Source organism: Paraburkholderia silviterrae (assembly GCF_004353915.1).
GTDB classification, from domain to species: Bacteria; Pseudomonadota; Gammaproteobacteria; order Burkholderiales; family Burkholderiaceae; genus Paraburkholderia; species Paraburkholderia silviterrae.
On sequence record NZ_SMRP01000004.1, the window covers coordinates 261,326 to 284,282 of the forward strand.

Here is a 22,957-nt window from a genome sequence, read left to right on the forward strand (position 1 = left end):
AGCGCGCGGGCGGCAACGCAAACGCGAGGGACGCTATCGCGCTCTTGTGCCTTCTCGTGCCGTATGGCGGGGAAACCCATAATTTTAGCGGATCGGGGCGGTGCAGCCGGTCCAGCCGGGTTGGGCGCGAGCCGGATTCGGCGCGGGGCGGCAGTCGATTCCGCCGCAAAGGGGCAGAGGCGCGTGCAATCCTTGCACGAACCCGCGCGAAAAGGCGCAATTCATCTCCGGATCAACGGCTTATGGCGAGAAGGCGCCTTAGTGACGCGTCCTTTGCGCAGTACATGCGGTGCGGTGGAGCGCCGTCGGACCGCTCGCGGCCCGACCGCCCGGGCGGCCGCTGGGAAGCGCCGCTGTCGAGCGATGCGCCGACTCAGAGCCCGGGCGTGGGCGCGAGATCGACGAGCCGGTTGCTCATCACATAGAAGGTGAGCTCGGCGTTGTTGGTGAGCTTCATCTTTTCGAGCAGGCGCGTGCGGTAGACGCTCACCGTCTTCACCGAAAGCGAGAGCGTGTGCGCGATGTCGGTGAGCCGCTTGCCCGAGGCGAGCATGCACAGCGTCTGGTACTCGCGGTCGGAAAGCTTTTCGTGCGGCATTTGCTCGCCGTCGACGAGCACGTAGTCGGCGAGCGCTTCGGCCATCGCCGGGCTCACGTACTTGCGGCCGTTCGCGACCTGCTGAATCGCTGCGATCATCTGCGCGGCGTCCACCGTCTTCGAGAGATAGCCCGAAGCGCCCGCCTTCAGCGCGCGCACGGCGTACTGATCTTCGCGATACATCGAGAACATCAGCACCGGCACGCGCGGCGCCTTTTTCTTCGCGCGCTTGAGCACTTCGATGCCACTCATGTCGGGCAGCGAGATGTCGAGCAGCGCCACGTCGCAGGCGTGCTTCGCGACGGCGGCGAGCGCTTCGGCGCCGCTTTGCGCCTCGATCACTTCGCACGCGACGCCACGATCGAGCAGCAGCTGGCGCACGCCCTGGCGCACCACAGCGTGATCGTCGACGAGCAGGATGCGCAGGGTCATGAGCGCACGCCTTTCACGAGGTTCGGAGCCTGCTCGGCGCACGGGCGCGAGAGCAGCGCCTCCCACAGGAAGCGTGCTTCGATGGTCGTGCCGGGACGGGCTGGATCGGCGGCTGCGCGGTGGGTCTGCGCGTCGCTGGCGTGTTCAGTGGGCATGTCGCAAGCCGGCTGGCCGGCCTGAGTGTTCTGGCTGGCGGACAAGGCGTGGCGAGCGGGCGCGGTGCGCAGCGTGCCGCCGAAGGCGGCGCAGCGCTCGCGCATGCCGGCAATGCCATAGGCGCTGCGGCCGTTCGCGTGGCTCTCGCCGTTGTGCGCCGCTTGTCCGCACTGGCGCCTTGCGCGCCGTGCGGCTTCGCGCGAGAGGCCCACGCCGTCGTCGATCACGCTCACGATCAGCTCGCGCGGCGTGCTCGTCAGCCATACCTCGATTCGCGTGGCTCGCGCATGGCGTGCGACGTTAGTGAGCGCTTCCTGCGCGACGCGAAAGAGCGCGAGCGCCGCCTCGGCGGGCAGGCGCGCGAGGCGCGCCTCGTCGTCGCGGGAGAATCCAGTGGTGTGGGTGGTGGCTGGCGCGCCGGCGGTCGAACGGCTTGTTGAGGGGGGCGTTGAGCGGGTCGTTGAGCGGGCCGTAAAGCGCGCGGCAAGCCCGGTGCGCGAGGCGAAGCCGCGCGTCCAGCTGGCGAGCGCGGCGGCGAGCCCCGCATCCAGCTCGGGCGCGTACAACCCGTCGAGCACGCGGCGCAAGGCGTCTCCGGCGCAATCCAGCGAGCCCCTGACGAGCGCGAGTGCCTCGGTGCATTGCGGCGGCGCGTCGGCGGGCAGCCAGGTGTGGACGTTCGCGAGGGCGATGCGCGTAGCCGCCAGTTCGGCGCCCACGCTGTCGTGCAACTCTTGTGCGAGCCGGTGGCGCGCGACCTCGTCCGCGTGAACGCGGGCGGCGCAGGATGCGACAATCTGCCGCTGCACGCGCGCGATGGCGTCGAGCGCCACGCGCGCGCCTTCGGCGTTGGCGAGCAGGGGCGGGCCGCTGGCCGCGCAGGCGGCACGCGTGCCTGGCGCGTCAGCACGAGGCACGCCCGCATCAAACGCGGCGCGAGTCGACGTATCCATCCATCCCCCGTTATTTCCCGTCCAGGAACCGGCTCTTTTCTGCTTTTGCTTGCGCGCCGACGCCTTGGCATCATCCAGAGCACGGCGCAGCGTAACGAAACTTACATTCAGTAACAGTCGAGCTCTGACCTTGTCAGGCGCTCTGATCCGGCCCATGTTGCGCCGCGATAATATCTGAAAAAAATGAAAACTTCAGTCGGGACAACACTTAGCGGCGAAAGCTAAGAGACTGTATGAAGTTGCCCAGCGCTGTCTATGTAGGAAAAACGCTGACACGGAAGCTACGCGAAGTCTGTGAAAAATGTAACCGCGAGATGGGTGTTGCGCGGGGTTTTTTGACGTGCGGCTGTGACGGGTAGTCGGCAAATAAAAAAACCGGAGCGCGAGGCTCCGGTTTTGTGTGCCGGGCATGCCGGTGGTTCAAGCCGGCGATGCTGGCGAGGGGGCATGCCCCAAAGCGGCTTGACCGATAGACCCAGCCGCTCGATTCAGCCAATGGGCTTAGCCAACGGGTTTAGCCAACAAAGGCCTTTTCCACGACGTAATGGCCAGGTTCGTTGTTGCTGCCTTCCTTGAGGCCGGCCTTTTCGAGCAGGGCGACCGTGTCGCGCAGCATATGCGTGCTGCCACACATCATGATGCGGTCGCGCTCCGGCGAGAACCCGGGCAGGTCGAGGTCGGCAAACAGCTTGCCGGTATCGATGAGCTCAGTGATGCGGCCGCGGTTGTCGAACACTTCGCGCGTCACGGTCGGGTAGTAGACCAGCTTCTCGCGCACGATCTCGCCGAGGTACTCGTGCTCGCGCAGCTCCTCGGTGATGAATTCCTTGTACGCGAGTTCGTCGACGAAACGGCAGGTGTGCGTGAGCACGATCTTCTCGTAACGGTCGTAAATGTCCGGGTCCTTGATGATCGACATGAAGGGCGCGAGGCCCGTGCCGGTCGAGAGCAGCCACAGGACCTTGCCGGGCAGCAGGTTGTCGGCCACCAGCGTGCCGACGGGCTTCTTGCCGATCAGAACCTTGTCGCCGACCTTCAGGTGCTGCAGGCGCGACGTGAGCGGGCCGTCCGGCACCTTGATGCTCAGGAACTCGAGATGCTCTTCATAGTTCGCGCTCGCAAGCGAGTACGCGCGCATCAGCGGCTTGCCTTCGACCTCGAGGCCGACCATGGTGAACTGGCCGTTGTCGAAACGCAGGGCCTGGTCGCGCGTGCAGGTGAAGCTGAATAGCGTGTCGGTCCAGTGGTGGACGCTCAGAACGGTTTCTTCGGTGTGTTTGCTCATGGTTCCTGATGATGCGAAACAAGGTCCGCCGGACGGGGGCGTTCCTTCCGGCCGCGCATGACGGTGCATGACGGACTCGGTTTGACGATGCGCAGCGTGCGCGTTTTGGCGGTTGCCCATGCGTGCGCCTTGCGTTCTTGCGCCGCGCTTTGCTTCCGCTTCGTGCCCCGCTTTTTTGCCAGCTTGCCAGCCGTCCCATTGCGAACGAGGCGCAGCCCGTTATTTTACCGCGAGCGTGCCTCATGGGCTGCGCCGCGTCTAACGAGCGTGGTGGCCTGCGCTACGCGAGGTGTCGCAGGGTGCTGTGTCGGCGCCTGCGCGGCCCATGCATACAGGCCGTGACGCGACAAAGCGGGCTTCGGCGGGATGCGGCGCGAAGGCGCGAAAGCCTCGGATTTCGACAGCCCTTGGGACGGGCCGGTTTGGCCCGTCAGGGCGTGCGCGCTTGCCGCAGGCGGCACGCGCTCGAATACGACGCATGCCGCTCGAATGTTCGCCCAAATGATACCGGAAGGTCTGACAGGCCGCAGCAGAGACCCTGCTCGCGGGGGCAGATTCGGCGCGTGGCGGCGGTGTATCGCCGCGCTTTTATGGCCCAGCGGCGCGCGGGTGTCAGCGGTCGGCGGCGAGCTTCGCGGCGAGGCCGATCAGCGCCGCGCCGCAGAACGCGTCGATGGGGCGGCGCAGCCGCTTGTAGCCGCGTTGCGTGCGGTGGTCGGCGAACAGGAGCGCGAGGCTCGAGTGATAGCCAAACGACATCGCCGCAACGAGTGTGAGCGCCGTGCCGTAGAACCACAGCGGCGGATGAGCCGGAAAGATCGCCGCGAACACGCTGGTCCAGAACACGCAGGACTTCGGGTTCGTGAGGCAGGTGAGAAAGCCCGCGCGCCACGTGCGCAGCCATGCGCGCCGGTCGGGCGGCGGCAGCGGGGCGACGGGGGCGTTTTCGGCGCTGCGGCTCGCTCCGGCGTCACGGGCGGCGTGGGGTTCATCGGCCGTATTGGCGTCCCGTCGTGCGCCCGAGCGCAGCAGCTTGATGCCGAACCAGAGCAGATAGAGTGCGCCGGCGACGCGCACGCCGTGATAGAGCCATTCGATGTGCTGGAGCACCGCGGCGAAGCCGAGCATGGCGAGCGCGGCCCAGAGCGTGGAGCCCGTGCCCACGCCGAACGCCGAGGCGATGCCAAGGCTGCGCCTGCCGGCCAGCGAGAGCTGCGTCACCATGAAGAAGTTCGGGCCGGGGCTCACGAGCGCGAGCAAATAGACAATGGCGATCTGAAGCAGCGTGGTGAAGGGATGCATGGGGGAGCCGGGCGGGAAGGACGCACCCCGAGGGCGCGCGACGCGCCATATTAGCGCGATTGCGCTGGCCTTTCGCGGGTGTTTGGCGGGTGCCTCACGGCGGCGCGCTGGGCATCGCGTGCTGGCGGAACTTGCGCTGCACGTGGTTCCGCCGCCGGCTGGGTGTCCTGGCGCCGCGTGGGGCGGCCGCCGGCTGGGTGGCGTGGCGCATCGTGGGGCGCGGCGCGCCCCGGCGCGTCATTCGAGCCGCAGCCGCGCCATGTAAGGCAGGTGATCGGAGAGCCAGGCTGTTTCCTGCGCGGGCTGGATCAGCTCGACGGGCTGCAGGCCGCGCACGAACATCTTGTCGAGCGCGAGCGCGGGCGAGAACGCCGGAAACGTGCGCGCCGGCTCGCCGAGCAGCGTCGCGACTTCCTGCAGGCCGTGCTCCGCGAAGAGCGGCACCGAGTCGTTGCGCCAGTCGTTGAAGTCGCCCGCGAGCACGAGCGGCCCTTGCGGCGCCTCCTTGGCGATCCAGTGCGCGATCCAGGCCATCTGCCGCAGGCGCGCGCTGCGCGTGAGCGCGAGGTGCGCGCACAGCAGCGTGACCGACTGGCCCGCCACGCTTGCGCGCGCGACGAGCAGGCCGCGCCGCTCGAAGCGGTGCGCCGAGATATCCCAGCGTCCGCCCAGATCGAGCGGATGGGGCGAGAGGATGGCGTTGCCATGCCGCCACGAAGGCTTGAACACGTTCGGCCCGAGCGCGATCTGCAACTCGAGCGCGTCGGCGATTTCGGTGGCCTGGCAGTGCCAGACGTCCTCGAGCGGGTCGCCGAGCTCGGCGCCGAAAGTCGAGGAGAGCACCGGTTGCGGCAGTCGCCGCGCCATCGCCTCCTGAAGGAACCAGGCGTCGGCGTGGGTGGACTGCACCCAGCGCCGCATGGCCTGCCAGGCCTGAAAGCCAAGCGGTGAGCGGCCCTTGTGCAGGTTCCAGCTCACCGCAACGAAGTCCCGGGTGTTGGCCGGCACCGTGTCGATGAGGGGTTGTTCGAAATTTCGCATGCGCTTGTTACGACGAGTTCTTACGACAGTTTCGTGCGGATGGCGGATCGCGCTTCGAGGCGGCACATCCGGGCAGTATCTCAGGGCTGCTGGGATGGCGGCGCGAGGCTTGCGCGCACCCGGTAGAGCAACTTGGGATTCTTGTCGATGATGGGCCAGTCGACCCACTGGCCCGCGGGCACGACGAGCCCCGGATGGCTGGCGTGCACCTGGCGCGGCGTGGGCGGCAACTTGCAGCCTTCCGGGGTTTGCGGCGCGACGTCGCCTTCGATTGTCTCCTGGGCTTCGATCGCCAGGATCGACTCGGTCCGGTTCGCCCGCAACGGCGAGACCGTGATGGTGCGCTGCAGGTCGATGCTGCCGGCGGGCTGGTCCTTGCAGCCGACATCGTGTGAAACGACCTTGTGATGGGTGTCGGTGCGCGCCTGGCCGACCGTGGTCGTGCCGTCGAATGAATCGATCAACTGGCCGTCGCGGAGTATCTGCAGCGTCCACTGGACGACGGGTTGCTCGGCGGATTGCATAGAGGGCTGCGACGCTGGCGCCGGCTGTGCGGCGGGTTGCGGCGTGGTTACCGGCACTGGCTGTGCGGTGCGCTGTGGTGCGGGTGCGGGTGCGGGCGCCGTGGCTGGCTGTGCATACGGCTGCGGGGCGGGTGCCGGCTGCGTGTATGGCTGGGGCGCGCTCTGCATGGCGGGCTGCCGCGCTGGCGCGGGTTGCACGCCCGGTTGCGGCGCAGGTGCGAGCTGCGCGGCCGGTTGTGGCGCGGGTGCGGACTGCACGGCTGGTTGCGGCGCGGGCGTGGACTGCGCGGCCGGTTGTGGCGCGGGCGCGGACTTTGCGGCTGGCTGCGGCGCGGGCGCGGACTTCGCGGCTGGCTGCGGCGTCGGTGCGGGCTGCACGCTCGTTTGTGATGCCGGTGCCGGCAGCAATGGCGGCTCCGCCGTGAGGGTGGGCTGCACGGCGGGCTGCGCATTCTGCTGGGGAGCGGGCTCATAAGCGGGTTCATACGCCGGCTTGTGAGCGGGCTTATGGGGGCGCTTGTGAACGGGGTGGGGGGCCGGCTTCGATGCTGCCGGTGCCGCCGGCTGTTGAGCCGGTTGCGCTGCTGGCTGCTGAGCGGTCCCGGCAGAGGGGGCCGGAACGGCGTGCACCTTCGGTTGAGAGGCGGGAACCGCGGGCTGCACCACACCCTGCGTCTCCGTCTGCGCGCTCACACATGCGGCGGCAGCGGCGAACACTACAGCGGCGAGGCAATTCTTCAACAACGTCATATCGGCAGGCTCCATGCACGCGTGCCGCGCGAGTCGGCAGTGCGGGCTCGCAACGGCGGGGCGGGTTCCTTATGACCTTCGATCCTATACCGGGTTCGCAAACGCCGGACCGCGGACATCGATTTCAAATGGGGACAGCGCGGCGCCGCTTCATCGGGGCCGCGCGTGACTATTTGTAATATAGAGGCAACAACGGTGCATTTCGAGGTCTACTATGGAAGAGATTGTTATTTTCATTGCAACGATGAACGTCATTTAATCGAAGTTGCCGATCGATAGCCAAGGCATGCGCCGACACGGGCTGGCTCGCAAGAGTATGCGCGATGCGTGGATTTGCCCGCATATCCGGCGAGTATTCGAGTCGAGCACGCCTTGCACGAGGCGTACAATTTTTCTCATGGCGGCGCCGGCGAGCAGCCGCCGCCTCATTCGCCGGAGGCGGACGCAGGACATGGATCAGATCGAGTGTGTGGTGATCGGCGCGGGCGTAGTCGGCCTCGCCGTGGCGCGTGCCCTGGCAGCGCGCGGACGTGAAGTGATCGTGCTGGAGGCCGCCGACGCGATCGGCACCAGCACCAGCTCGCGCAACAGCGAGGTGATCCATGCGGGGCTCTACTACCCGCGCGGCTCGCTCAAGGCGACGCTATGCGTGCGCGGGCGCGAGATGCTCTACGAGTACTGCGCGGCGCGCAACGTCGCGCATGAGCGCTGCGGCAAGCTGCTCGTGGCCACCACGCCCGCTCAGGTCGCGCAACTCGAGGCGATTCGCGTGCGCGGCAAGGAAAACGGCGTGTTCGACCTCACGCGCATCAACAAGACGGAGGCCCTCGCGCTCGAGCCTGCGCTCGAATGCGTGGCGGCGGTGTATTCGCCGCAGACGGGCATTGTCGACAGCCATCAGCTGATGCTGGCCCTGCAAGGCGACGCCGAGCGCGACGGCGCTGTGGTCGCGCTCAAGTCGCCGGTCGAGTCAGTCGACGCGACCGCGAACGGCTTCGTGATCAAGACGGGCGGCGACGCGCCCACCGAAATCCGCGCGGCCTGCCTCATCAACAGCGCGGGTCTGCACGCCACACGGATCGCCAAGCGCATTCGCGGGCTCGACCCGCGTCATATCCCGCCGCTCTATCTCGCGCGCGGCAGTTACTTCAGCGTCTCGGGGCGCGTGCCGTTTTCGCGCCTCATCTACCCGCTGCCGAACGAGGCCGGGCTCGGCGTGCACCTCACGCTGGACCTCGGCGGCCAGGCGCGCTTCGGTCCCGACGTGGAGTGGATCGATGCGATCGACTACGACGTCGACCCGCGCCGCGCTCAAGCCTTCTACTCGCAGATCCGCAGCTACTGGCCAGGCTTGCCCGACGGCGCGCTGCAGCCCGCCTACGCGGGCATCCGCCCCAAGCTCTCGGGCCCGGGCGAGAGCGCCGCCGACTTCGTGATCCAGGGCGGCGCGGCGCACGGCGTGCGCGGGCTCGTGAACCTGTTCGGCATCGAGTCGCCAGGGCTCACGGCGTCGCTCGCCATCGCCCAGCGCGTCTGCGAAATCTCCGGGCACGCCTGAGGGGCCTGATTGGACTGATTGGCTTGATCGGGCTGATTGGACTGATCGGACTGATCGGACTGATCGGACTGATCGGCCAGATCGGCCGCCGTGTTTTGCCGGCCCCGTATCCTCAGCACCGCCTGCGCGCCCCGACGCCTCGCGGGCGGCATCCCCGCGCGTGGCGCATCACGTGGCGCATCGTTTCCACAATGCGAATCGCTTATCTCCGGAATTCCTGACGCACGCATGGCGGCTTCGTTGCTATTCTTCTCGCCACGCCGTCGGCAGAACGGTGTGCCCACAATATTGGAGTACTGCTCATGAAATCGTCCCGCCGCAGCTTTCTGATCACGAGTGTTGGCGTTGCCGCAACCGTCGCGCTGTCGCGCCAGGCTTTCGCCGACGCGCCCAAGGTCGGCGAATCCGAACCCACCGCGCAGGCACTCGGCTACAAGGCCGACGCCACCAAGGTCGACAAGGCCAAGTTCGCGAAGTACGCCGCCGGCCAGGATTGCAGCAACTGCACGTTCTATCAAGGCAAGGCCACCGACGCCTACGCCGCCTGCCCGATGTTCCCCGGCAAGCAGGTCGCGGGCAAGGGCTGGTGCAGCGCCTACAACAAGAAGGCCTGATCGCCCGAGCCCGGCGTGCCGGGCAGACCTGGAAGCGGCGCGCCGCATCGATGCGCGCGCAAGCGTTTCTGGGCTAGACCCGCGCCATCAGCAGAGGCGGCCGCCGTGCGAACCACGGGCGTGCCGCTTCGAGCTGGGCCGCCAGGCGCAGCAGCAAGGCATCGTTGCCTTCGCGCGCCGCGAATTGCACGCCGATCGGCAGGCCGCGCGTATTCCACGCGAGCGGCACCGACATCGAAGGCTGCCCCGTCATGTTGAACAGCTCGGTGCAGCCCGCCCACGCGAAGGCCTTGTTCGCGGCTTCCGTCAGCAGTTTTCTCATTAGCGCATCCATCGGCATCGCGCTGACGGCGCGCATCTGCATGCGCTCCGAAGGCGTGGGCTTGAGCTCGCCGATCTTCACCGGCGCCGCGGCCGTCGTCGCGCACAGGATCACGTCGAAACGCGTCATCAGGTCGGCGATCTGCGCCGTGATGCGCTGCTGCGTCTCGAGCGCGGCGGGCAGAGCGCGCTCGCCGAGCTTGCGGCCGACGAGCGCCATCGCCCAGGTGGAGATCTCGAAGTCCTCGCGGCGCGGCTTCTTGCCCGTGATCGAGTCGGCCTCGAACACGTATTTTTCGACGACCACCGACCACAGCATCAGGAACGCCTCGCGCGCCGCCGCGAAATCCACGCCGAGCTTCACTGGCTCCACGTTGTGCCCGAGCGAGGCGAGCAGCGCGGCCGCGTTGTCGAGCGCTTCACGCACGTCGGGCGCGAGCGTGTCGGCGAACAGCGGCTCGGTGATGAAGGCGACCGCGAGCGGCTTGCCGCCGTCGAGCGGCTCGCGCGCCGCCGCGAGAAAGGTGCCCGGCGCACCGGGCGCGCGAGCGGGGTCGCCGGCGAGCAGGTCGAGCACGAGTGCGCTGTCGCGCACGCTGCGCGACACGGCGAGATCGACGCCCAATTCACCCGGCGACGGCGGCACGTCCGAAGGCGGTTGATTGCCGCGCGACGGCTTGAGGCCAAAGAGCCCGCAGCACGACGCGGGAATGCGGATCGAGCCGCCGCCGTCCGAGGCATGCGCGAGCGGCACGATGCCGGCCGCGACCGACGCGGCCGCGCCGCCGCTCGAGCCGCCCGGCGTGTGGTCGAGATTCCACGGATTGCGGCACGGGCCAAATAGCTCGGGCTCGGTGTACGGCATCTGGCCGAGCTCTGAAGCGCTGGTCTTGCCGAACAGATTCAGGCCCGCGGCGCGAAAGCGCTCGATTACGGGCGCGTCGGCCGTCGGCACGTAATGGCGATAGTGGCGGCTGCCGAACGTCATGCGCAGGCCCGCGACCGCCGCGCCCAGATCCTTGACGAGAAACGGCACGCCGGCGAGCGGCCCCTGCGCGAGGGTGTCGAAGCCGTTGCCGCCCGCCTCGATGCGCAGCGCCCGCTTGCGCGCGGCGTCATAGTCCTTGAGCACGATCGAATTGATCGCGGGATTGGCGGCCTCGGCGCGCGCGATCGCGGTGTCGAGCAGCTCGCGCGCGCTCACCTCGCGGCGCCGCACGAGTTCGGCCAGGCCGATGGCGTCGTATTCCAGATAGTCGGACTGCAAGGTGCGCACTCCTTGGGGGGCGTCGTTGAATTCAGCGGGCCGATAAGTCGGTTGGCCGATGAAGGCTTCAGGCGCCATGAAACGAAAGCGGCCATTGCAGCGATTCTGCCGCAATGGCCGCTTGCCATGCCGGGCCTGCGCGCAAGCCGCGCGCGCCGGGCTCTTGCGGCTTAGAGGTTTTCGGCGAGGAACGTCAGCGTGCGGCCGTGCGCGAGCGCCGACGCATTCTGGTTGTACGACGCGCGCACCGAGCAGTTGAAGCCGTGATCGGCGCCCGGGTAGATATGGAATTCGGCGTTGTCGCGCCCGGCGAAGCGCTCCTTCACCTGGCCCACCGCGTCGAGCGGAATGCCGTGGTCGAGCTCGCCGTAGTGGAACAGGATCGGCTGCTTGATCTTGTCGGCGAGATCGAGCTGCGTCTGGATGCCGCCGCCGTAGTACGAGACCGCCGCATCGACCGAGCCGCTCGCGGCGGCCAGATACGCGAGACGGCCGCCAAGGCAGTAGCCGACGGCGGCGACCTTGCCGGTGCACTCGGGCAGCTTGCGCAGCGTGGCGGCCGTTGCCGCGATGTCCTCGACGACGAGGTTCATGTCGATCTTCTTCATCAGCTCGATGCCGCGGTCGCGGTCCGCGCCCGTGTAGTCGAGCTCGACGCGCGGCGCGGCGCGCCAGAAGATGTCGGGGGCGATGGCCACGTAGCCGTCGAGCGCGTATTGCTCGACCACATCGCGAATGTGGCCGTTTACGCCGAAGATCTCCTGAATGATGACGATGCCCGGGCCCTTGCCGCCCTTGGGCAGGGCGAGATACGCGCCGAAGCTGTCCTTGCCGGCGGGGATGTCGATCCACTTGGTCGATACGCTCACGTTGCTCTCCTTCTACGCGAATGGGGGGGGGCAGCAAAACGGGGAGCCAGTTTGCCACGCCGGCGCCGAGCCTGCAGCGCGCCTCGTTATCGCAAGCGGATCGTAACAATCTCGATTATTCATTTTTCGGGCGTGGCGAGCTCCGCTAAAGTCGCCTCAGCGTCGCGCCCGGTGCGATTTCAGGCTGGCGCCCGGCCAGCGCGCGTGTGCGCGTTGCGCTTTCCGGGCGGCTCGCCAGCACGGCCAGCACGGCGCGCGTATGGGTGCGTTTCCATCAGCAGGGTATCGACATGACTTCCGTTTCCGCGTCTCAGAGCGCCGCCGTTGCGGCATTGACCACGCCATTGAGCCGGCGCTTCGGCTTGCGCCTGCCGCTCGTGCAGGGCCCGATGGCCGGCGGCCCGACGACGCCCGTGCTAGCCGCGGGCGGCATCATGGACGGGCGCGGCATTGCCGCCGCGCTCGCGCTGGGCGCGCAGGGCGTGCAGATGGGCACGGCGTTTCTCGGCTGCGCAGAGAGCGCGATTCCCGCCGACTGGAAGACGCGCTTGCGCGCCTGCGGCAGGCCAACCTCGGCGCTGCTGAGCTCGTCGATGCGCTCGACGCCGAATTGCGCGCAACGCTGCGCCGGCTCGCGACCAGCGAGCTGCGCGAAGTCTGAGCCTTTCGTGCCGTTGTGCGCCGTGCACGCGTGTGTTGGCAAACGCACGCATGCCGGCTTTGCAACGCCGATCACCGAACGTGCTTTCGCGCGCCGCTCGCATGCCCGATGCGAGAAAACCCTGGCGCGCGCAACGATTTTTGTGCGCTGCGAATTAATCGAGGGCTGACTTTAATTTCGGCTAATCTCGATGCATACGGGAGAATTTGAAAAGCAAACGTTGCCGTATCGCGCGCCGTGCATTTCGCCTCTGCCGGATACCCCGCAAAAATCCCGAAAAACTTTGGGCGGAGCCTGGAAAATGCTTTCGAAAGGATTGCAAACTTCTTCTCAGACCCTTGCAGGGCAAGGCTTGCGGACCGATTGATCAGGCTTTCGAAGCACTTGGGTGAAAGCCTATTGGTACTCGCCCCGATATCTGAAAAAAATCCCCACAATTAATTTGATCACCTACACTTGCGCGCAAGTATGGATGGGCAGTCCGCCATGAACGGGCTTTTCGCCATACTGGCCAGGTGCATCAAGGATGCATCCTGCGTGGTCGTCCGCACGGGGAGCGACACGTTCGGGGCGCGGGGGCACAGGGCGATTACGTTGCTTTTGGGTTCGAAACCGGAGACTTACATGAATATCAAGCTTCACAAGCTGTTGCCGATTAGCGCGGCTGTCGTTTTGTTCGCGACATTTGCAACGGCATCCAGCGCCGATGAAGTGGTGAAGATCGGCCACGTCGCGCCGCTGACGGGCGGGATCGCACACCTCGGCAAAGACAACGAAAATGGCGCACGCCTCGCTGTCGAGGAAATCAACGCGAAGGGCCTGACGATCGGCGGCCAGAAGATCACGCTGGTGCTCGACGCACAGGACGACGCAGCCGACCCGCGTACTGCCACCCAGGTGGCGCAAAAGCTCGTCGACGACAAGGTCGTCGCGGTCGTGGGCCACCTGAACTCGGGCACCTCGATCCCGGCTTCGAAGATCTACAGCGATGCGGGCATCGTGCAGATCTCGCCGTCGGCCACCAACCCGGCCTACACGCAGCAGGGCTTCAAGACCACCTATCGCGTGGTGGCGACGGACGCGCAGCAAGGCCCGGCGCTCGCGAACTACGCCGCGAAGACCATGAAGCTCAAGAGCGTGGCGATCGTCGACGACTCGACCGCTTACGGCCAGGGCCTCGCGAACGAATTCGAGAAGACCGCCAAGTCGCTCGGCATGAACGTGCTCTCGCATGACGCGACCAACGACAAGGCCGTGGACTTCCGCGCAATTCTCACGAAGATCAAGGGCGAGAACCCCGACGCGATCATGTACGGCGGCATGGACGCCACCGGCGGCCCGTTCGCCAAGCAAGCCAAGCAGCTTGGCCTGCGCGCGAAGGTGCTCGCGGGCGACGGCGTCTGTACCGACAAGCTGGCCGACCTGGCCGGCGACGCGACCGACAACATCGTGTGTTCGGAAGCGGGCATGGCGCTCGAAAAGATGCCGGGCGGCAAGGCGTTCGAAGCGAAGTTCGAGAAGCGCTTCGGCGCGCCGATCCAGATCTACGCGCCGTTCACGTATGACGCGGTGTACATCATCGTCGACGCGATGAAGCGCGCCAACTCGACCGATCCGGCGAAGATTCTCGCGGCAATGCCGAGCACCGACTACAAGGGCGTGATTGGCGAGACGACCTTCGATTCGAAGGGCGACCTCAAGCACGGCGTGATCTCGCTGTACAACTACAAGGCGGGCAAGAAGTCGCTGCTCGACGTGGTGAAGATGTAATTGCGCTTTGCACCGCTTCGTGCGGTGCGCTGCGTTAGGCAATGTGAAAAAGCCCGCGGGTCTGCGGCCTCGCGGGCTTTTGCTTTTGATGGCTCAATGCTTCGACGGCTGTCGTTGGCCTCAAATCCCCAGCCGCCTGAGCACCTTCGGCCCGGCGAACGCCACCAGGGCCGCGCATAGCGCGACGACGGCGAGCCCGACGGTGAGATTGGTCACTTGCGTGATGCCGCCGATCACCACCGGCCCGAACAGCAGTCCGAAATAAGCGATGCCCGCCACGTGCGCGAGGCCTTCGGCGGCGTGGATACCCTTCACGCGAGCGGCGGCGGCGAACAGCACCGGCATCATGTTGGCGAGGCCGAGGCCCATCAACGTGAAGCCCGTGAGCGCGGTGAACGAAAACGGCAGCAGCAGCGCGCCGATCATGCCCGCGCAGGCGAGCGAGGCGCTCGCGAACACGAGTTGCGGCGCGCCGAAGCGTGCGCGCACGGCGTCGCCCGCGAAGCGCGCGGCGGCCATGCCGCCCGAGAACGCCGCGTAGGCGGCGCTCGCCAGCGCGGGCGTGGAGCGCACGACGTCACGCATATAAACCGTGGCCCAGTCGTACATCGCGCCTTCAGCGATCAACGCGATGAGCGCAATCCCGCCCAGCGCCCACAACGCGGGCGTGCGCCAGCGGTTGCCGGTCTTGGCATGCTCGCCATGGGTGGCGTGCGGCACGTGCGGGAGCACGGCGGGGCAGGAAACGAACAGCACGAGAGCGGCCACGGCCGAAGCGAGAAAGAGATGCAGCGCGGGCGCCATGCCGTGCGCGAGCAGCGCGCCGCCGATGGCCGCGCCGGCCATGCCGCCCAGGCTGAACATGCCGTGCAGCGCGGACATGATCGGCCGGCCGACGGCCTCCTCGACGGCGCTCGCCTCCGCGTTCATGGCGACGTCGAGCGTGGCCATGCCGACGCCGAACAGGGCGAGCACGACGAGCAGCATCCAGTAGTACGGCACGACGAGAATCAGCGCGCCGCACGCCGACATGGTGAGGCCGCCCGTGAGGCAGGCGCGGCGCGTGCCCGCGCGCGCGATCCATCCGCCGATGGTCGTCATGGCCGCGATCGAGCCGCCCGCCACCGCGAAGAGGGCGTACGAGAGCAACGCCGCGCTCAGATGGAATTTGTCGCGCACCGTGGGCACGTGCACGCCCCAGGACGCGTACATCATCCCGGCGATGAAAAAAAGCGCCATGGTCGCGACGCGCGCACGCGCTCGCGTGGCGGCGGGCAGCGCGCGGTGGACGGCATGGGGCGGCACGGCGAGTGCCGCGTCGGTGGAGCGGTCGGACACGGGAAATCCTGGTGTTGGGCAACGGCGGAGCCGATCGGCTCAGAAAACTCCGGCAAATCAGCTTTTTGAAAGGCAAGCGGAAATTCTAGCGAAGGCGCGCGCGGGCTGCTTGCGGCGCCCCGGCCTGCTCTAATAGTGGGATGGCGCAATCGGCTCAATGCGGGCGGCCGGGTTCAGTCTCGTGTTACGCCCAACGATCCCTCATCGATCGAGGACATTATCTTGAAGATCCCCGCTCACGCTCCGCTGCATCTGCTGCATCAGACCTCCACCGGCACGCTCGCCACCCATACGCGCGAGCCGCAGGGCTTCCCGTATCCCACGCTGCTGCCCTTCGCGCCCGACGCGCGGCATCGTCCCGTCATCCTCGTGAGCCGGCTTGCCGAGCACACGCGCAATCTGCAAGACGATCCGCGTGCCGGTTTTCTCGTCGCGCAGTTGGGCGGAGAGGACGTGCTGAACGCGCCGCGCATGACCCTGCTCGGCCTGTTCGAGCCGAGCGAGGCCGGCGCCGACGCGCAGGCGCCGCTTGCGCGCCGCTACCTGCGCTACCACCCGGACGCGGCGCGCTATCTCGCACTCGGCGACTTCACGTTCTGGACGATGCGCGTGGAGCGGTTGCGCTACATCGCCGGCTTTGGCGCGATGGGCTGGCTCGACGGCGCGGATCTCGACACGCTCGATCCGCTCGCGGCCGACGAGGAAGACGCGCTAATCCGCTTCTTCGAGGCGCACCCGGCGCGACGCGACGGTCTTGCGCTGCTGGGCGTGGACCGCTACGGCGCCGATCTCTCAATCGACGGCGTGCGCACGCGCTATGTTTTCGAGGCACCGCAGGGTGACACGCAATCCTTGCATGCCGTGCTAGCCGACTGCCTCGCGCGGCACGCGACCTGACTATTTTGACGATAAGGCGGCGGACGCTGTCTGCTGCCACGCATAGTGCATTGCGAGATTTGGAGATAATAAGCGGGTTCAGGCGAAAGTTCGCATGGGATGAAATGTTTGCGGTTTTTTTCTCAATTAATTTTCACGCCCTGCGAATTATGGGAACGGGATTTATCTGGAAAAAGGGCGATTGGGTAAAAATACCGATTTGCACGAAATGAAAGCTCTTCCGGCGTTGATGCCGTGCTGAACGGAGCCTAAAGCATTTTAATTATTTTTATTGCCCGTGCTTTTCGCGACATTCGATTCTGTGTTAATCTCGCCTGCAATTTCCGAGGCAAATCATCTGTCAATCGGCATACTGACGCAAGATCGGTAGCCATTAATTAACAAACCACCAGGATACCTATGTCTTCCTACAAGGAACTCCTCGCACAGCGAGAGAAGCTCGAGAAGCAGATTGAAGAGGCTAAGGCACGTGAATATGCCGAAGTCCTCGACGAGATCAAGCAGAAAATGGCCGACTACGGCATTACGCTGGCTGAACTCGGCGGCGGCCGTGCAGCGGGCAAGGGCGCCAAGGCAGCCAGCCGCTCGCGCGCCAGCGTCGCGCCGAAATACCGCGACCCGGATAGCGGCAGCACGTGGTCGGGCCGTGGCAAGCCACCGCGCTGGATCGCCGGCAAGGACCGCGAGAAATTCCTGATTCAGAAGTAAATCGCCTCTGCTACATCCGGAATTGGGCCTTGCGGCCCGCCAAGCGAAAAGGCCGCGCCGTCACGGGGACATGCGCGGCTTTTTTGTTATCTGCTTACCGCCGCCTTTCAGTAATCTCGCAAAGCAGTGAACGCGAATACGAAGTGTTCTCGTAGTCGCCTGATTTAAAAGAGGTTTCCAGGGTTATCTCGAATTCGTCATGGTAGGGCCATTACAATCGCGGCTATTCCACGTTCGCGCATTGAATCGCATGTCCACTACCACCGCCGTATCGTCATCAGATAAACAGCGCGTCGCGCGCAAGACCACGCTTGTCAGTGTCGGCGTCAATGCCGTGCTGGTCGTGCTGCAAATCGCAGTCGGCGTGTTTGCGCATTCGCAGGCCTTGATCGCCGACGGCGTCCATTCGCTCTCCGATCTCGTTTCCGATTTCGTCGTGCTGCTCGCGAACCGCCATAGCGGCGCAAAGCCAGACGCCGATCACAATTACGGCCACAGCCGTTATGAAACGGTTGCTTCATTATTTCTCGGCGCAATTCTGATTGCCGTGGGCGTGGGTATGCTCGCGCGCGCCGGCACGCGTATCGCCCATCTCGGCGACATTCCGCCGGTTCATGCGAGCGCACTCGCCGTGGCCGTGCTCGTGCTCGTCTCCAAGGAATCTCTGTTTCGCTACATGCTGCGCGAGGCCCAGCGCGTGCGCTCGGCCATGCTGATCGCCAACGCCTGGCATGCGCGCTCGGATGCGGCTTCGTCGCTCGTGGTCGCCATCGGCATCGTGGGCAGCCTCATGGGCGTGCGGCTGCTCGATCCGATCGCGGCGGCCATCGTCGGCTTCATGGTCGCACGCATGGGCTGGGTGTTCGGCTGGGACGCGCTACAGGACCTCTCGGACCGCGCGCTCGACGAAGCCACGACCACCGACCTGCGCACGCTCCTGATCGGCACGCCGGGCGTGCTCGACGTGCACGAAATGCGCACGCGCAAGACCGGCGACCTCGCGCTCGTGGACGCACATATCCTCGTCGATCCGTTCATCTCGGTTTCGGAGGGGCACTACATTGCGGAAACGGCGCGCGCGCGTCTGCTCACCGACCCGCGTGTGCTCGACGCGCTGATCCACGTCGATCCCGAGGACGACATGCACGTGCGCTCGGTCGCGAACCAGCCGCCGCGCAGCGAAGTCGAGAATGCGCTGCGCGAGGCGCTCGCGGCGCATGGCGTGCGTGTGGAGGCGGTGACCCTTCACTACCTGAGCACGGGCCTCGAAATTCAGGCCGTGCTGTCGGCGCAGGGTGAGGCGCGGCGCCTCGATGGCGTCGACATGCAGGCGCTCGCGCGCAAGCTCGGCGCGAGCAAGGTGGAAGCGGTGCAGGTCGCGACATCGGTGGCCACGTCAGCGGCGGGATCGACAAGCGCGTCGCGCGGCGCGCATCAATGATGCGCTGCGCCGCCGAGCCGAGCGGCGCTAGTTTGCCGAGCCGCGCCTCACAGCGGCAATTGCGTATCGAACTTGATTTCGCGAAGCACGACGCTCGTGCGCACCTGCGCGACGGCCGGAATGCGGAAGATGCGCTCGTGCAGGAACGCGTCGTAGGCCTTGATGTCCGGCGCGACGATCTTGAGGATGTAATCCGATTCGCCGGTCGTGCTGTAGCACTCGGTCACTTCGGGGCAGGTGGCGATCTCGCGCTCGAACTCCTCGACGCCGCCCTCGGTGTGCCGCGTGAGATGGATATGCGCGAGCGCGCAGACATGCAGGCCCAATTTCTCGCGATCGAGCAGCGCCGTGTAGCGCTGGATCACGCCCGATTGTTCCATGTCCTTGATGCGGCGCCAGCATGGCGTGCTGGAGAGCCCCACTTGATCGGAGATTTCCTGCACCGAGCGGCGCGCGTCGAGCTGCAACAGGCGCAGGATCTTCTGAGAGAACGTATCGAGTGTCAAATGCGCCTCCATGTGCGTCGCCGTATTCCCGAATGTTAGAGGCCGGAAAAACGAAACGCAATGCAAACCGCACCTGACGAGGCAGATTTCCTAATTTGGCAATCAGGTGACGGCTTTTTGCCCTGAGGCGTCCCCATCATCGGAGGTGGCGGCCGCCGCGAGCCCGGCCTGCTGCGCGCGCAGGTCGGCGAGCATGTTGCAGAAGAGCGCGCCTTGCTCGATGGCGTCGTCGAGCGCGACGTGGGTGTGCGGGTGATCGTCGAACCAGTGCTTCGGAAAGCGCGGCTTGATGCACTTGCGGTACGGCAGGCCCGTCATGGCGAACGCGAGCGTCTTGATGTCGAGCGCCGACCACGAGAACGGGCAGCGCCCCGTAAAGCGCATCATGTACCAGAACATGAAGGTGAAATCGAAGCCCGCCGGCATGGCCACGAACACGGGCTTGCCGGGCAGCGCTTCCACCCACTCCACATAAGTATTGAGCGCCGCGGCCGGATCCTGCTGATCCTTGCGGCAGGCGGCCCACGCCTCGGGCTGGGTCTCCCACCAGGCGGCCTGCACCGGATGCGGCGCCGCGCCTTCGAGCGTCATGAGATTGGCCGAGAACGTGCCGATCAGACGCTTGTCGGCGGTGTAGGCCGCCGACGCGAAGCTCAGCATCGAGTGCGGGCCGGGGATTGGACCATCGGCCTCGACGTCGGTGCTGACGTAGATCTCTTCAATGGCGGCTTGATTCGCTGGATTCATGGGCTGGATTCGTTGACGGTTTGACGCGTGCCGGTGAGCGTGAGCGGGTGCCCGACTGGCCCGGCGCTCAGCCCCAGGGCGCCTGACTCGCGCCACCGGAAACGCCGGGCACGCTGTCTGCTACATAAGGATTCGTGCGGCGCTCCTCGCCGAAAGTCGAAACCGGGCCGTGGCCCGGCACGAACGTGACCTCGTTGCCGAGCGGCCAGAGCTTCTCCCGGATCGAGCGGATCAAGTCCGCGTGATTGCCACGCGGAAAGTCGGTGCGGCCGATCGAGCCCGCGAACAGCACGTCGCCCACCAGCGCGAGTTGATGCTTGCGGCTGAAGAACACGACGTGCCCAGGCGTGTGTCCGGGACAGTGATAGACCTCCAACTCCTCTTCGCCAACCTGCACGGTGTCGCCGTCCGCGAGCCAGCGGTCCGGCTCGAATGCCTGCGCGTGACCAAAGCCGAAGCGCACGCTCTGCTGCGGCAACTGATCGATCCAGAAGCGCTCGTCCTCATGCGGCCCGATGATCGGCACGCCGAACTTTTCGGCGAGTTCCTTCGCGCCCGCGCAGTGGTCGAGGTGGCCGTGCGTGAGCAGCACCTTTTCGAGCTGTACGCCCTGGCGCGCGATTTCGGCTTCGATGCGATCGAGGTCGCCGCCCGGGTCGACGACGGCGGCGCGCCCCGTTGCCTCGCAGACGAGGAGCGAACTGTTTTGCTGGAACGGCGTGACGGGAATCAGCGTGACTTTCATGCGCGCGGCTCGTGGATGACGTGGGCCTACGCGGCCCAAAGTCCCGATTGTACCGGGGCGCGCACGACGCCGCCTGCGCTCGCCGAGGCGCAGGCGCCTGCCTTGTCAGACAAGGCGCGCCGATGGCCCGGATGGGCAAGACAAACGGCTTTGTTACATCAATAGTGAAAAATCATGGAGTTTTCTACCAGGTACGGATGGCAAGAATTACTTTTAGGTATAATGCGATGCATCAAGCACGTTACGCGTGCATTCACTGGGCGATGTGACCCGCAGTTAAAACGGGGTCGTAATACATCGCCGTCAAGCAGTGCCGTCGAAGAAGGCTGGCTAAACAGGCTGCCTTACAAGACGGCAAATCAGGTGCCGATCCGTTCGGCACCACACGTCTTGCCCAGCCAGGCGCCGCGCGCCTGCCACGGACTTGCTGCCGTGACGCTGGGTGGGGCCTACGCCGCCGTTCCTGTACGCCGTGTGTCACCGGCGTGCCTGAACGTGTACATCACGTTCGATGGCGGCATGTGGGGTCTGGTCAGGCTGCCGGGGACAGGTTGCGCCAGACGTGAAATAGAACCAGCGGTTAGCGGCATATGGGGCCGCATCCGGGTATTGGCATTCGCTCGCCTTTTTTCATCGATCGGCGGGTGGGGTGTTCTTTTGCCTGCGACCGCCGGGGCCATCCACGAACGCGCAACCAAGGCGCGGGACGGCTCCGAAACGTGATGGCTAACTTATGAACTTCGGACTATCTCGACGACGACTCGGGAGTCTTGCTGCCGTGTCCGTGCTGGCCGGCTGTGCCATGCCGCCTGCTCAACAGAACCAGGCGCAGGGCGACGCGCTCAGCACCAGGGACGCGCACACGGCCTTCGCCGCGCCGCAGAGCTACGGCTCCGCGCTTGCGGCGCTGCCCGCCTCGGGCGCCGGCAAGGACAACTCGCTTGCCGACGCACAACCGATCGACGACAACGCGCCGGACGTGGGCTCGTTCCACCAGACCGGCCGCGCCTCGTGGTACGGCTGGCCGTTCCACGGCCGCAAGACCGCGAGCGGCGAGCGCTTCAACATGCGGGCGCTGACCGCCGCGCACCGCACGCTGCCGTTGGGCTCGTACGTGCGCGTGACCGTGGCTAACAGCTCGAAGTCGGTCGTGGTGAAAATCAACGACCGCGGACCGTACGCGCGTGGCCGCATCCTCGACCTGTCGTACGCGGCGGCCAAGGTGCTGGGCCTGCAGCACGCGGGCACCGCGAAGGTGAACATCGAAGGCCTCTCGCGCCAGGAAGCGAAGGCCGCGCAAGCAGAAATGCTGGCCGCGAACTCGACCAGCAACTGAGATTCGCCGCGCTCTTGAGGCGCGTAATCGATTCCCTGTGTTTCGTCCGTGTTGGCGCGTGACGCGCGCCGGATGGCGCACATCGGATGACTTCAGAGTTGGATACGCAAGGGGCCGCGTCGAACTATCGACGCGGCCCCTCAGTTTTTCTGCCGCCTCTGGCGGCTGCATCGCTCGATGCGCGCCTTTTGTCGCTTTTTGTCGCCGTTTGTCGCCGTTTGTCGTTCTAGCGGTTCAGTCCGTGTCTTCCTCGCCGCCCTCATTCTTCAGCTCGAGCGCGCGCGCATAGAGCGCGTTGCGCGACGCACCCGTGAGCGCCGCCGCGATCTTCGCCGCGCCCTTCACCGGCACTTCCTCCAGCAGGACGCGCAGCAGCGCGTCGTGATCCGCCTCGCCTGAGGCCTGCGCGCTCGCGCCTTCCACCACCAGCACGAACTCGCCGCGCTGCCGGTTCGCATCGGCCGCGAGCCACGCTGGCCCTTCGGCCAGGGTGCCGCACCAGATCGCCTCGTGTAGCTTCGTCAACTCGCGGGCGATCAACAGACGCCGCGCCGGGGCGAATGCATCGGCGAGCGCCTGCACGGTCTCGACGATGCGATGCGGCGCCTCGTAGAACACCATCGCGTGCGCATGGTCGGCGAGCGCCTGCAGCGCGGCCGCGCGCTGCTTGGGCTTGGGCGGCAGAAAGCCGAGGAACGTGAACGTCGCGACCCAGTCGCCCGCCGCGGAAAGCGCGGTGGCGAGCGCGCTCGCGCCCGGCAGCGGCACGACCTGGAAACCGGCGGCGCGCACGGCATCGACGAGCTTCGCGCCCGGGTCCGAGATGCCTGGCGTGCCCGCGTCCGAGACACAGGCCACGCGCTCGCCCGCGCGCAGATGCTCGATCACGCGCAGCGCCGCTTCGCGCTCGTTGTGCTCGTGCACGGCGACGAGCGGCTTCGAAATGCCGTAGCGCGCGAGCAATTGGCCCGTGTTGCGCGTGTCCTCGGCGGCGATGCGATCGACGAGACCGAGCACGTGCAGCGCGCGCAAGGTGATGTCGGCCGTGTTGCCGATGGGGGTCGCCACGACGTATAGCGTGGCGGCCGGGTATTGCTGGGTCTGTGCGAGTTCGAGGAGGGACGTCATGACACGGAAC

General features: G+C 66.3%; 20 protein-coding genes and 1 pseudogene. 8 read left to right on the plus strand and 13 right to left on the minus strand.

Going from position 1 to position 22,957, the window contains the following annotated elements; all coding sequences use genetic code 11:
* Positions 1-373: 373 nt before the first annotated feature.
* The 6 genes from rqpR to EYW47_RS11565 all read right to left on the minus strand — a co-directional run bounded on the left by rqpR (position 374) and on the right by EYW47_RS11565 (position 6,291).
* Positions 374-1,030, minus strand: coding sequence for a response regulator transcription factor RqpR (rqpR, locus tag EYW47_RS11540; RefSeq protein ID WP_133194972.1), 657 nt, complete (start codon positions 1,028-1,030; stop codon positions 374-376).
* Entirely contained in the window at positions 1,027-2,139 is a 1,113-nt protein-coding gene (locus EYW47_RS11545) for a sensor histidine kinase (RefSeq protein ID WP_165976535.1), read from the minus strand. The genes rqpR and EYW47_RS11545 overlap by 4 nt, the downstream gene beginning before the upstream one ends.
* A gap of 514 nt (positions 2,140-2,653) precedes the next feature.
* Complete coding sequence (locus EYW47_RS11550; protein WP_133194974.1) at positions 2,654-3,424, minus strand: ferredoxin--NADP reductase; 771 nt, start codon at positions 3,422-3,424, stop codon at positions 2,654-2,656.
* A 612-nt stretch (positions 3,425-4,036) separates the two neighbouring features.
* A complete protein-coding gene (locus tag EYW47_RS11555; RefSeq protein WP_133194975.1) occupies positions 4,037-4,726 on the minus strand; it encodes a LysE family translocator in 690 nt (229 codons plus the stop codon).
* 237 nt (positions 4,727-4,963) lie between these two features.
* Positions 4,964-5,767, minus strand: coding sequence for an endonuclease/exonuclease/phosphatase family protein (locus EYW47_RS11560; RefSeq protein ID WP_133194976.1), 804 nt, complete (start codon positions 5,765-5,767; stop codon positions 4,964-4,966).
* 80 nt (positions 5,768-5,847) lie between these two features.
* Positions 5,848-6,291: a hypothetical protein gene (locus EYW47_RS11565; protein WP_377785270.1), complete on the minus strand. Its 444-nt coding sequence runs from the start codon at positions 6,289-6,291 to the stop codon at positions 5,848-5,850.
* A 1,201-nt stretch (positions 6,292-7,492) separates the two neighbouring features.
* On the opposite strand from EYW47_RS11565, the gene EYW47_RS11570 reads away from it, so the two are divergent.
* Both EYW47_RS11570 and EYW47_RS11575 read left to right on the plus strand, forming a co-directional pair.
* A complete protein-coding gene (locus EYW47_RS11570; protein ID WP_133194977.1) occupies positions 7,493-8,599 on the plus strand; it encodes an NAD(P)/FAD-dependent oxidoreductase in 1,107 nt (368 codons plus the stop codon).
* Positions 8,600-8,901: 302 nt separating this feature from the next.
* Positions 8,902-9,213: a high-potential iron-sulfur protein gene (locus tag EYW47_RS11575; RefSeq protein WP_133194978.1), complete on the plus strand. Its 312-nt coding sequence runs from the start codon at positions 8,902-8,904 to the stop codon at positions 9,211-9,213.
* 73 nt (positions 9,214-9,286) lie between these two features.
* Here the strand turns inward: EYW47_RS11575 and EYW47_RS11580 are convergent, their stop codons facing one another.
* Both EYW47_RS11580 and EYW47_RS11585 read right to left on the minus strand, forming a co-directional pair.
* On the minus strand, positions 9,287-10,801 hold the full coding sequence (locus tag EYW47_RS11580) for an amidase (protein ID WP_205710055.1): 1,515 nt from the start codon (positions 10,799-10,801) through the stop codon (positions 9,287-9,289).
* Positions 10,802-10,971: 170 nt separating this feature from the next.
* Positions 10,972-11,670: a dienelactone hydrolase family protein gene (locus tag EYW47_RS11585; protein ID WP_133194980.1), complete on the minus strand. Its 699-nt coding sequence runs from the start codon at positions 11,668-11,670 to the stop codon at positions 10,972-10,974.
* 410 nt (positions 11,671-12,080) lie between these two features.
* On the opposite strand from EYW47_RS11585, the pseudogene EYW47_RS11590 reads away from it, so the two are divergent.
* Positions 12,081-12,227, plus strand: a pseudogene (locus EYW47_RS11590) (nitronate monooxygenase); the annotation flags it as partial.
* Between the two features lie 728 nt (positions 12,228-12,955).
* Positions 12,956-14,101, plus strand: a complete 1,146-nt coding sequence (locus EYW47_RS11595) for a branched-chain amino acid ABC transporter substrate-binding protein (RefSeq protein WP_133194981.1) — start codon at positions 12,956-12,958, stop codon at positions 14,099-14,101.
* A 120-nt stretch (positions 14,102-14,221) separates the two neighbouring features.
* Here EYW47_RS11595 and EYW47_RS11600 read toward each other — a convergent pair whose 3' ends face one another.
* Entirely contained in the window at positions 14,222-15,439 is a 1,218-nt protein-coding gene (locus EYW47_RS11600; RefSeq protein ID WP_133194982.1) for an MFS transporter, read from the minus strand.
* Positions 15,440-15,661: 222 nt separating this feature from the next.
* Between EYW47_RS11600 and EYW47_RS11605 the strand changes: the two genes are divergently transcribed.
* The 3 genes from EYW47_RS11605 to EYW47_RS11615 all read left to right on the plus strand — a co-directional run bounded on the left by EYW47_RS11605 (position 15,662) and on the right by EYW47_RS11615 (position 18,485).
* Positions 15,662-16,336: a HugZ family pyridoxamine 5'-phosphate oxidase gene (locus EYW47_RS11605; protein ID WP_133194983.1), complete on the plus strand. Its 675-nt coding sequence runs from the start codon at positions 15,662-15,664 to the stop codon at positions 16,334-16,336.
* 399 nt (positions 16,337-16,735) lie between these two features.
* The gene (locus EYW47_RS11610; protein ID WP_133194984.1) at positions 16,736-17,044 is read left to right on the plus strand and encodes an H-NS histone family protein; all 309 of its coding nucleotides are present in this window, start codon (positions 16,736-16,738) and stop codon (positions 17,042-17,044) included.
* Positions 17,045-17,294: 250 nt separating this feature from the next.
* The gene (locus EYW47_RS11615; protein ID WP_133194985.1) at positions 17,295-18,485 is read left to right on the plus strand and encodes a cation diffusion facilitator family transporter; all 1,191 of its coding nucleotides are present in this window, start codon (positions 17,295-17,297) and stop codon (positions 18,483-18,485) included.
* A 47-nt stretch (positions 18,486-18,532) separates the two neighbouring features.
* On the opposite strand, the gene EYW47_RS11620 is transcribed toward EYW47_RS11615, so the two are convergent.
* The 3 genes from EYW47_RS11620 to EYW47_RS11630 all read right to left on the minus strand — a co-directional run bounded on the left by EYW47_RS11620 (position 18,533) and on the right by EYW47_RS11630 (position 20,483).
* Complete coding sequence (locus tag EYW47_RS11620) at positions 18,533-19,003, minus strand: Lrp/AsnC family transcriptional regulator (RefSeq protein WP_205710056.1); 471 nt, start codon at positions 19,001-19,003, stop codon at positions 18,533-18,535.
* A 90-nt stretch (positions 19,004-19,093) separates the two neighbouring features.
* Complete coding sequence (locus EYW47_RS11625; protein ID WP_133194986.1) at positions 19,094-19,738, minus strand: 3'-5' exonuclease family protein; 645 nt, start codon at positions 19,736-19,738, stop codon at positions 19,094-19,096.
* A 67-nt stretch (positions 19,739-19,805) separates the two neighbouring features.
* Positions 19,806-20,483 (minus strand): MBL fold metallo-hydrolase, encoded by a 678-nt coding sequence (locus EYW47_RS11630; RefSeq protein ID WP_133194987.1) that lies wholly within the window; start codon positions 20,481-20,483, stop codon positions 19,806-19,808.
* Between the two features lie 733 nt (positions 20,484-21,216).
* Here EYW47_RS11630 and EYW47_RS11635 point away from each other — a divergent pair.
* Positions 21,217-21,819 carry a septal ring lytic transglycosylase RlpA family protein gene (locus EYW47_RS11635; protein ID WP_133194988.1) on the plus strand — a complete coding sequence of 201 codons (603 nt, stop codon included), beginning with the start codon at positions 21,217-21,219 and terminating at the stop codon, positions 21,817-21,819.
* Positions 21,820-22,053: 234 nt separating this feature from the next.
* Here EYW47_RS11635 and rsmI read toward each other — a convergent pair whose 3' ends face one another.
* The gene (gene rsmI / locus EYW47_RS11640) at positions 22,054-22,947 is read right to left on the minus strand and encodes a 16S rRNA (cytidine(1402)-2'-O)-methyltransferase (protein ID WP_133194989.1); all 894 of its coding nucleotides are present in this window, start codon (positions 22,945-22,947) and stop codon (positions 22,054-22,056) included.
* Positions 22,948-22,957: the final 10 nt, after the last annotated feature.

Excerpts from the sequence above, each read along its gene's own strand:
- EYW47_RS11610 (WP_133194984.1), top strand. The coding sequence starts at position 16,736 with ATGTCTTCCTACAAGGAACTCCTCGCACAGCGAGAGAAGCTCGAGAAG.
- EYW47_RS11615 (WP_133194985.1), top strand. The coding sequence starts at position 17,295 with ATGTCCACTACCACCGCCGTATCGTCATCAGATAAACAGCGCGTCGCG.
- EYW47_RS11570 (WP_133194977.1), top strand. The coding sequence starts at position 7,493 with ATGGATCAGATCGAGTGTGTGGTGATCGGCGCGGGCGTAGTCGGCCTC.
- EYW47_RS11635 (WP_133194988.1), top strand. The coding sequence starts at position 21,217 with ATGAACTTCGGACTATCTCGACGACGACTCGGGAGTCTTGCTGCCGTG.
- EYW47_RS11595 (WP_133194981.1), top strand. The coding sequence starts at position 12,956 with ATGAATATCAAGCTTCACAAGCTGTTGCCGATTAGCGCGGCTGTCGTT.
- rsmI (WP_133194989.1), bottom strand. The coding sequence starts at position 22,947 with ATGACGTCCCTCCTCGAACTCGCACAGACCCAGCAATACCCGGCCGCC.
- EYW47_RS11575 (WP_133194978.1), top strand. The coding sequence starts at position 8,902 with ATGAAATCGTCCCGCCGCAGCTTTCTGATCACGAGTGTTGGCGTTGCC.
- EYW47_RS11560 (WP_133194976.1), bottom strand. The coding sequence starts at position 5,767 with ATGCGAAATTTCGAACAACCCCTCATCGACACGGTGCCGGCCAACACC.
- rqpR (WP_133194972.1), bottom strand. The coding sequence starts at position 1,030 with ATGACCCTGCGCATCCTGCTCGTCGACGATCACGCTGTGGTGCGCCAG.
- EYW47_RS11620 (WP_205710056.1), bottom strand. The coding sequence starts at position 19,003 with ATGGAGGCGCATTTGACACTCGATACGTTCTCTCAGAAGATCCTGCGC.
- EYW47_RS11545 (WP_165976535.1), bottom strand. The coding sequence starts at position 2,139 with ATGGATACGTCGACTCGCGCCGCGTTTGATGCGGGCGTGCCTCGTGCT.
- EYW47_RS11550 (WP_133194974.1), bottom strand. The coding sequence starts at position 3,424 with ATGAGCAAACACACCGAAGAAACCGTTCTGAGCGTCCACCACTGGACC.
- EYW47_RS11555 (WP_133194975.1), bottom strand. The coding sequence starts at position 4,726 with ATGCATCCCTTCACCACGCTGCTTCAGATCGCCATTGTCTATTTGCTC.
- EYW47_RS11565 (WP_377785270.1), bottom strand. The coding sequence starts at position 6,291 with ATGCAATCCGCCGAGCAACCCGTCGTCCAGTGGACGCTGCAGATACTC.
- EYW47_RS11625 (WP_133194986.1), bottom strand. The coding sequence starts at position 19,738 with ATGAATCCAGCGAATCAAGCCGCCATTGAAGAGATCTACGTCAGCACC.
- EYW47_RS11630 (WP_133194987.1), bottom strand. The coding sequence starts at position 20,483 with ATGAAAGTCACGCTGATTCCCGTCACGCCGTTCCAGCAAAACAGTTCG.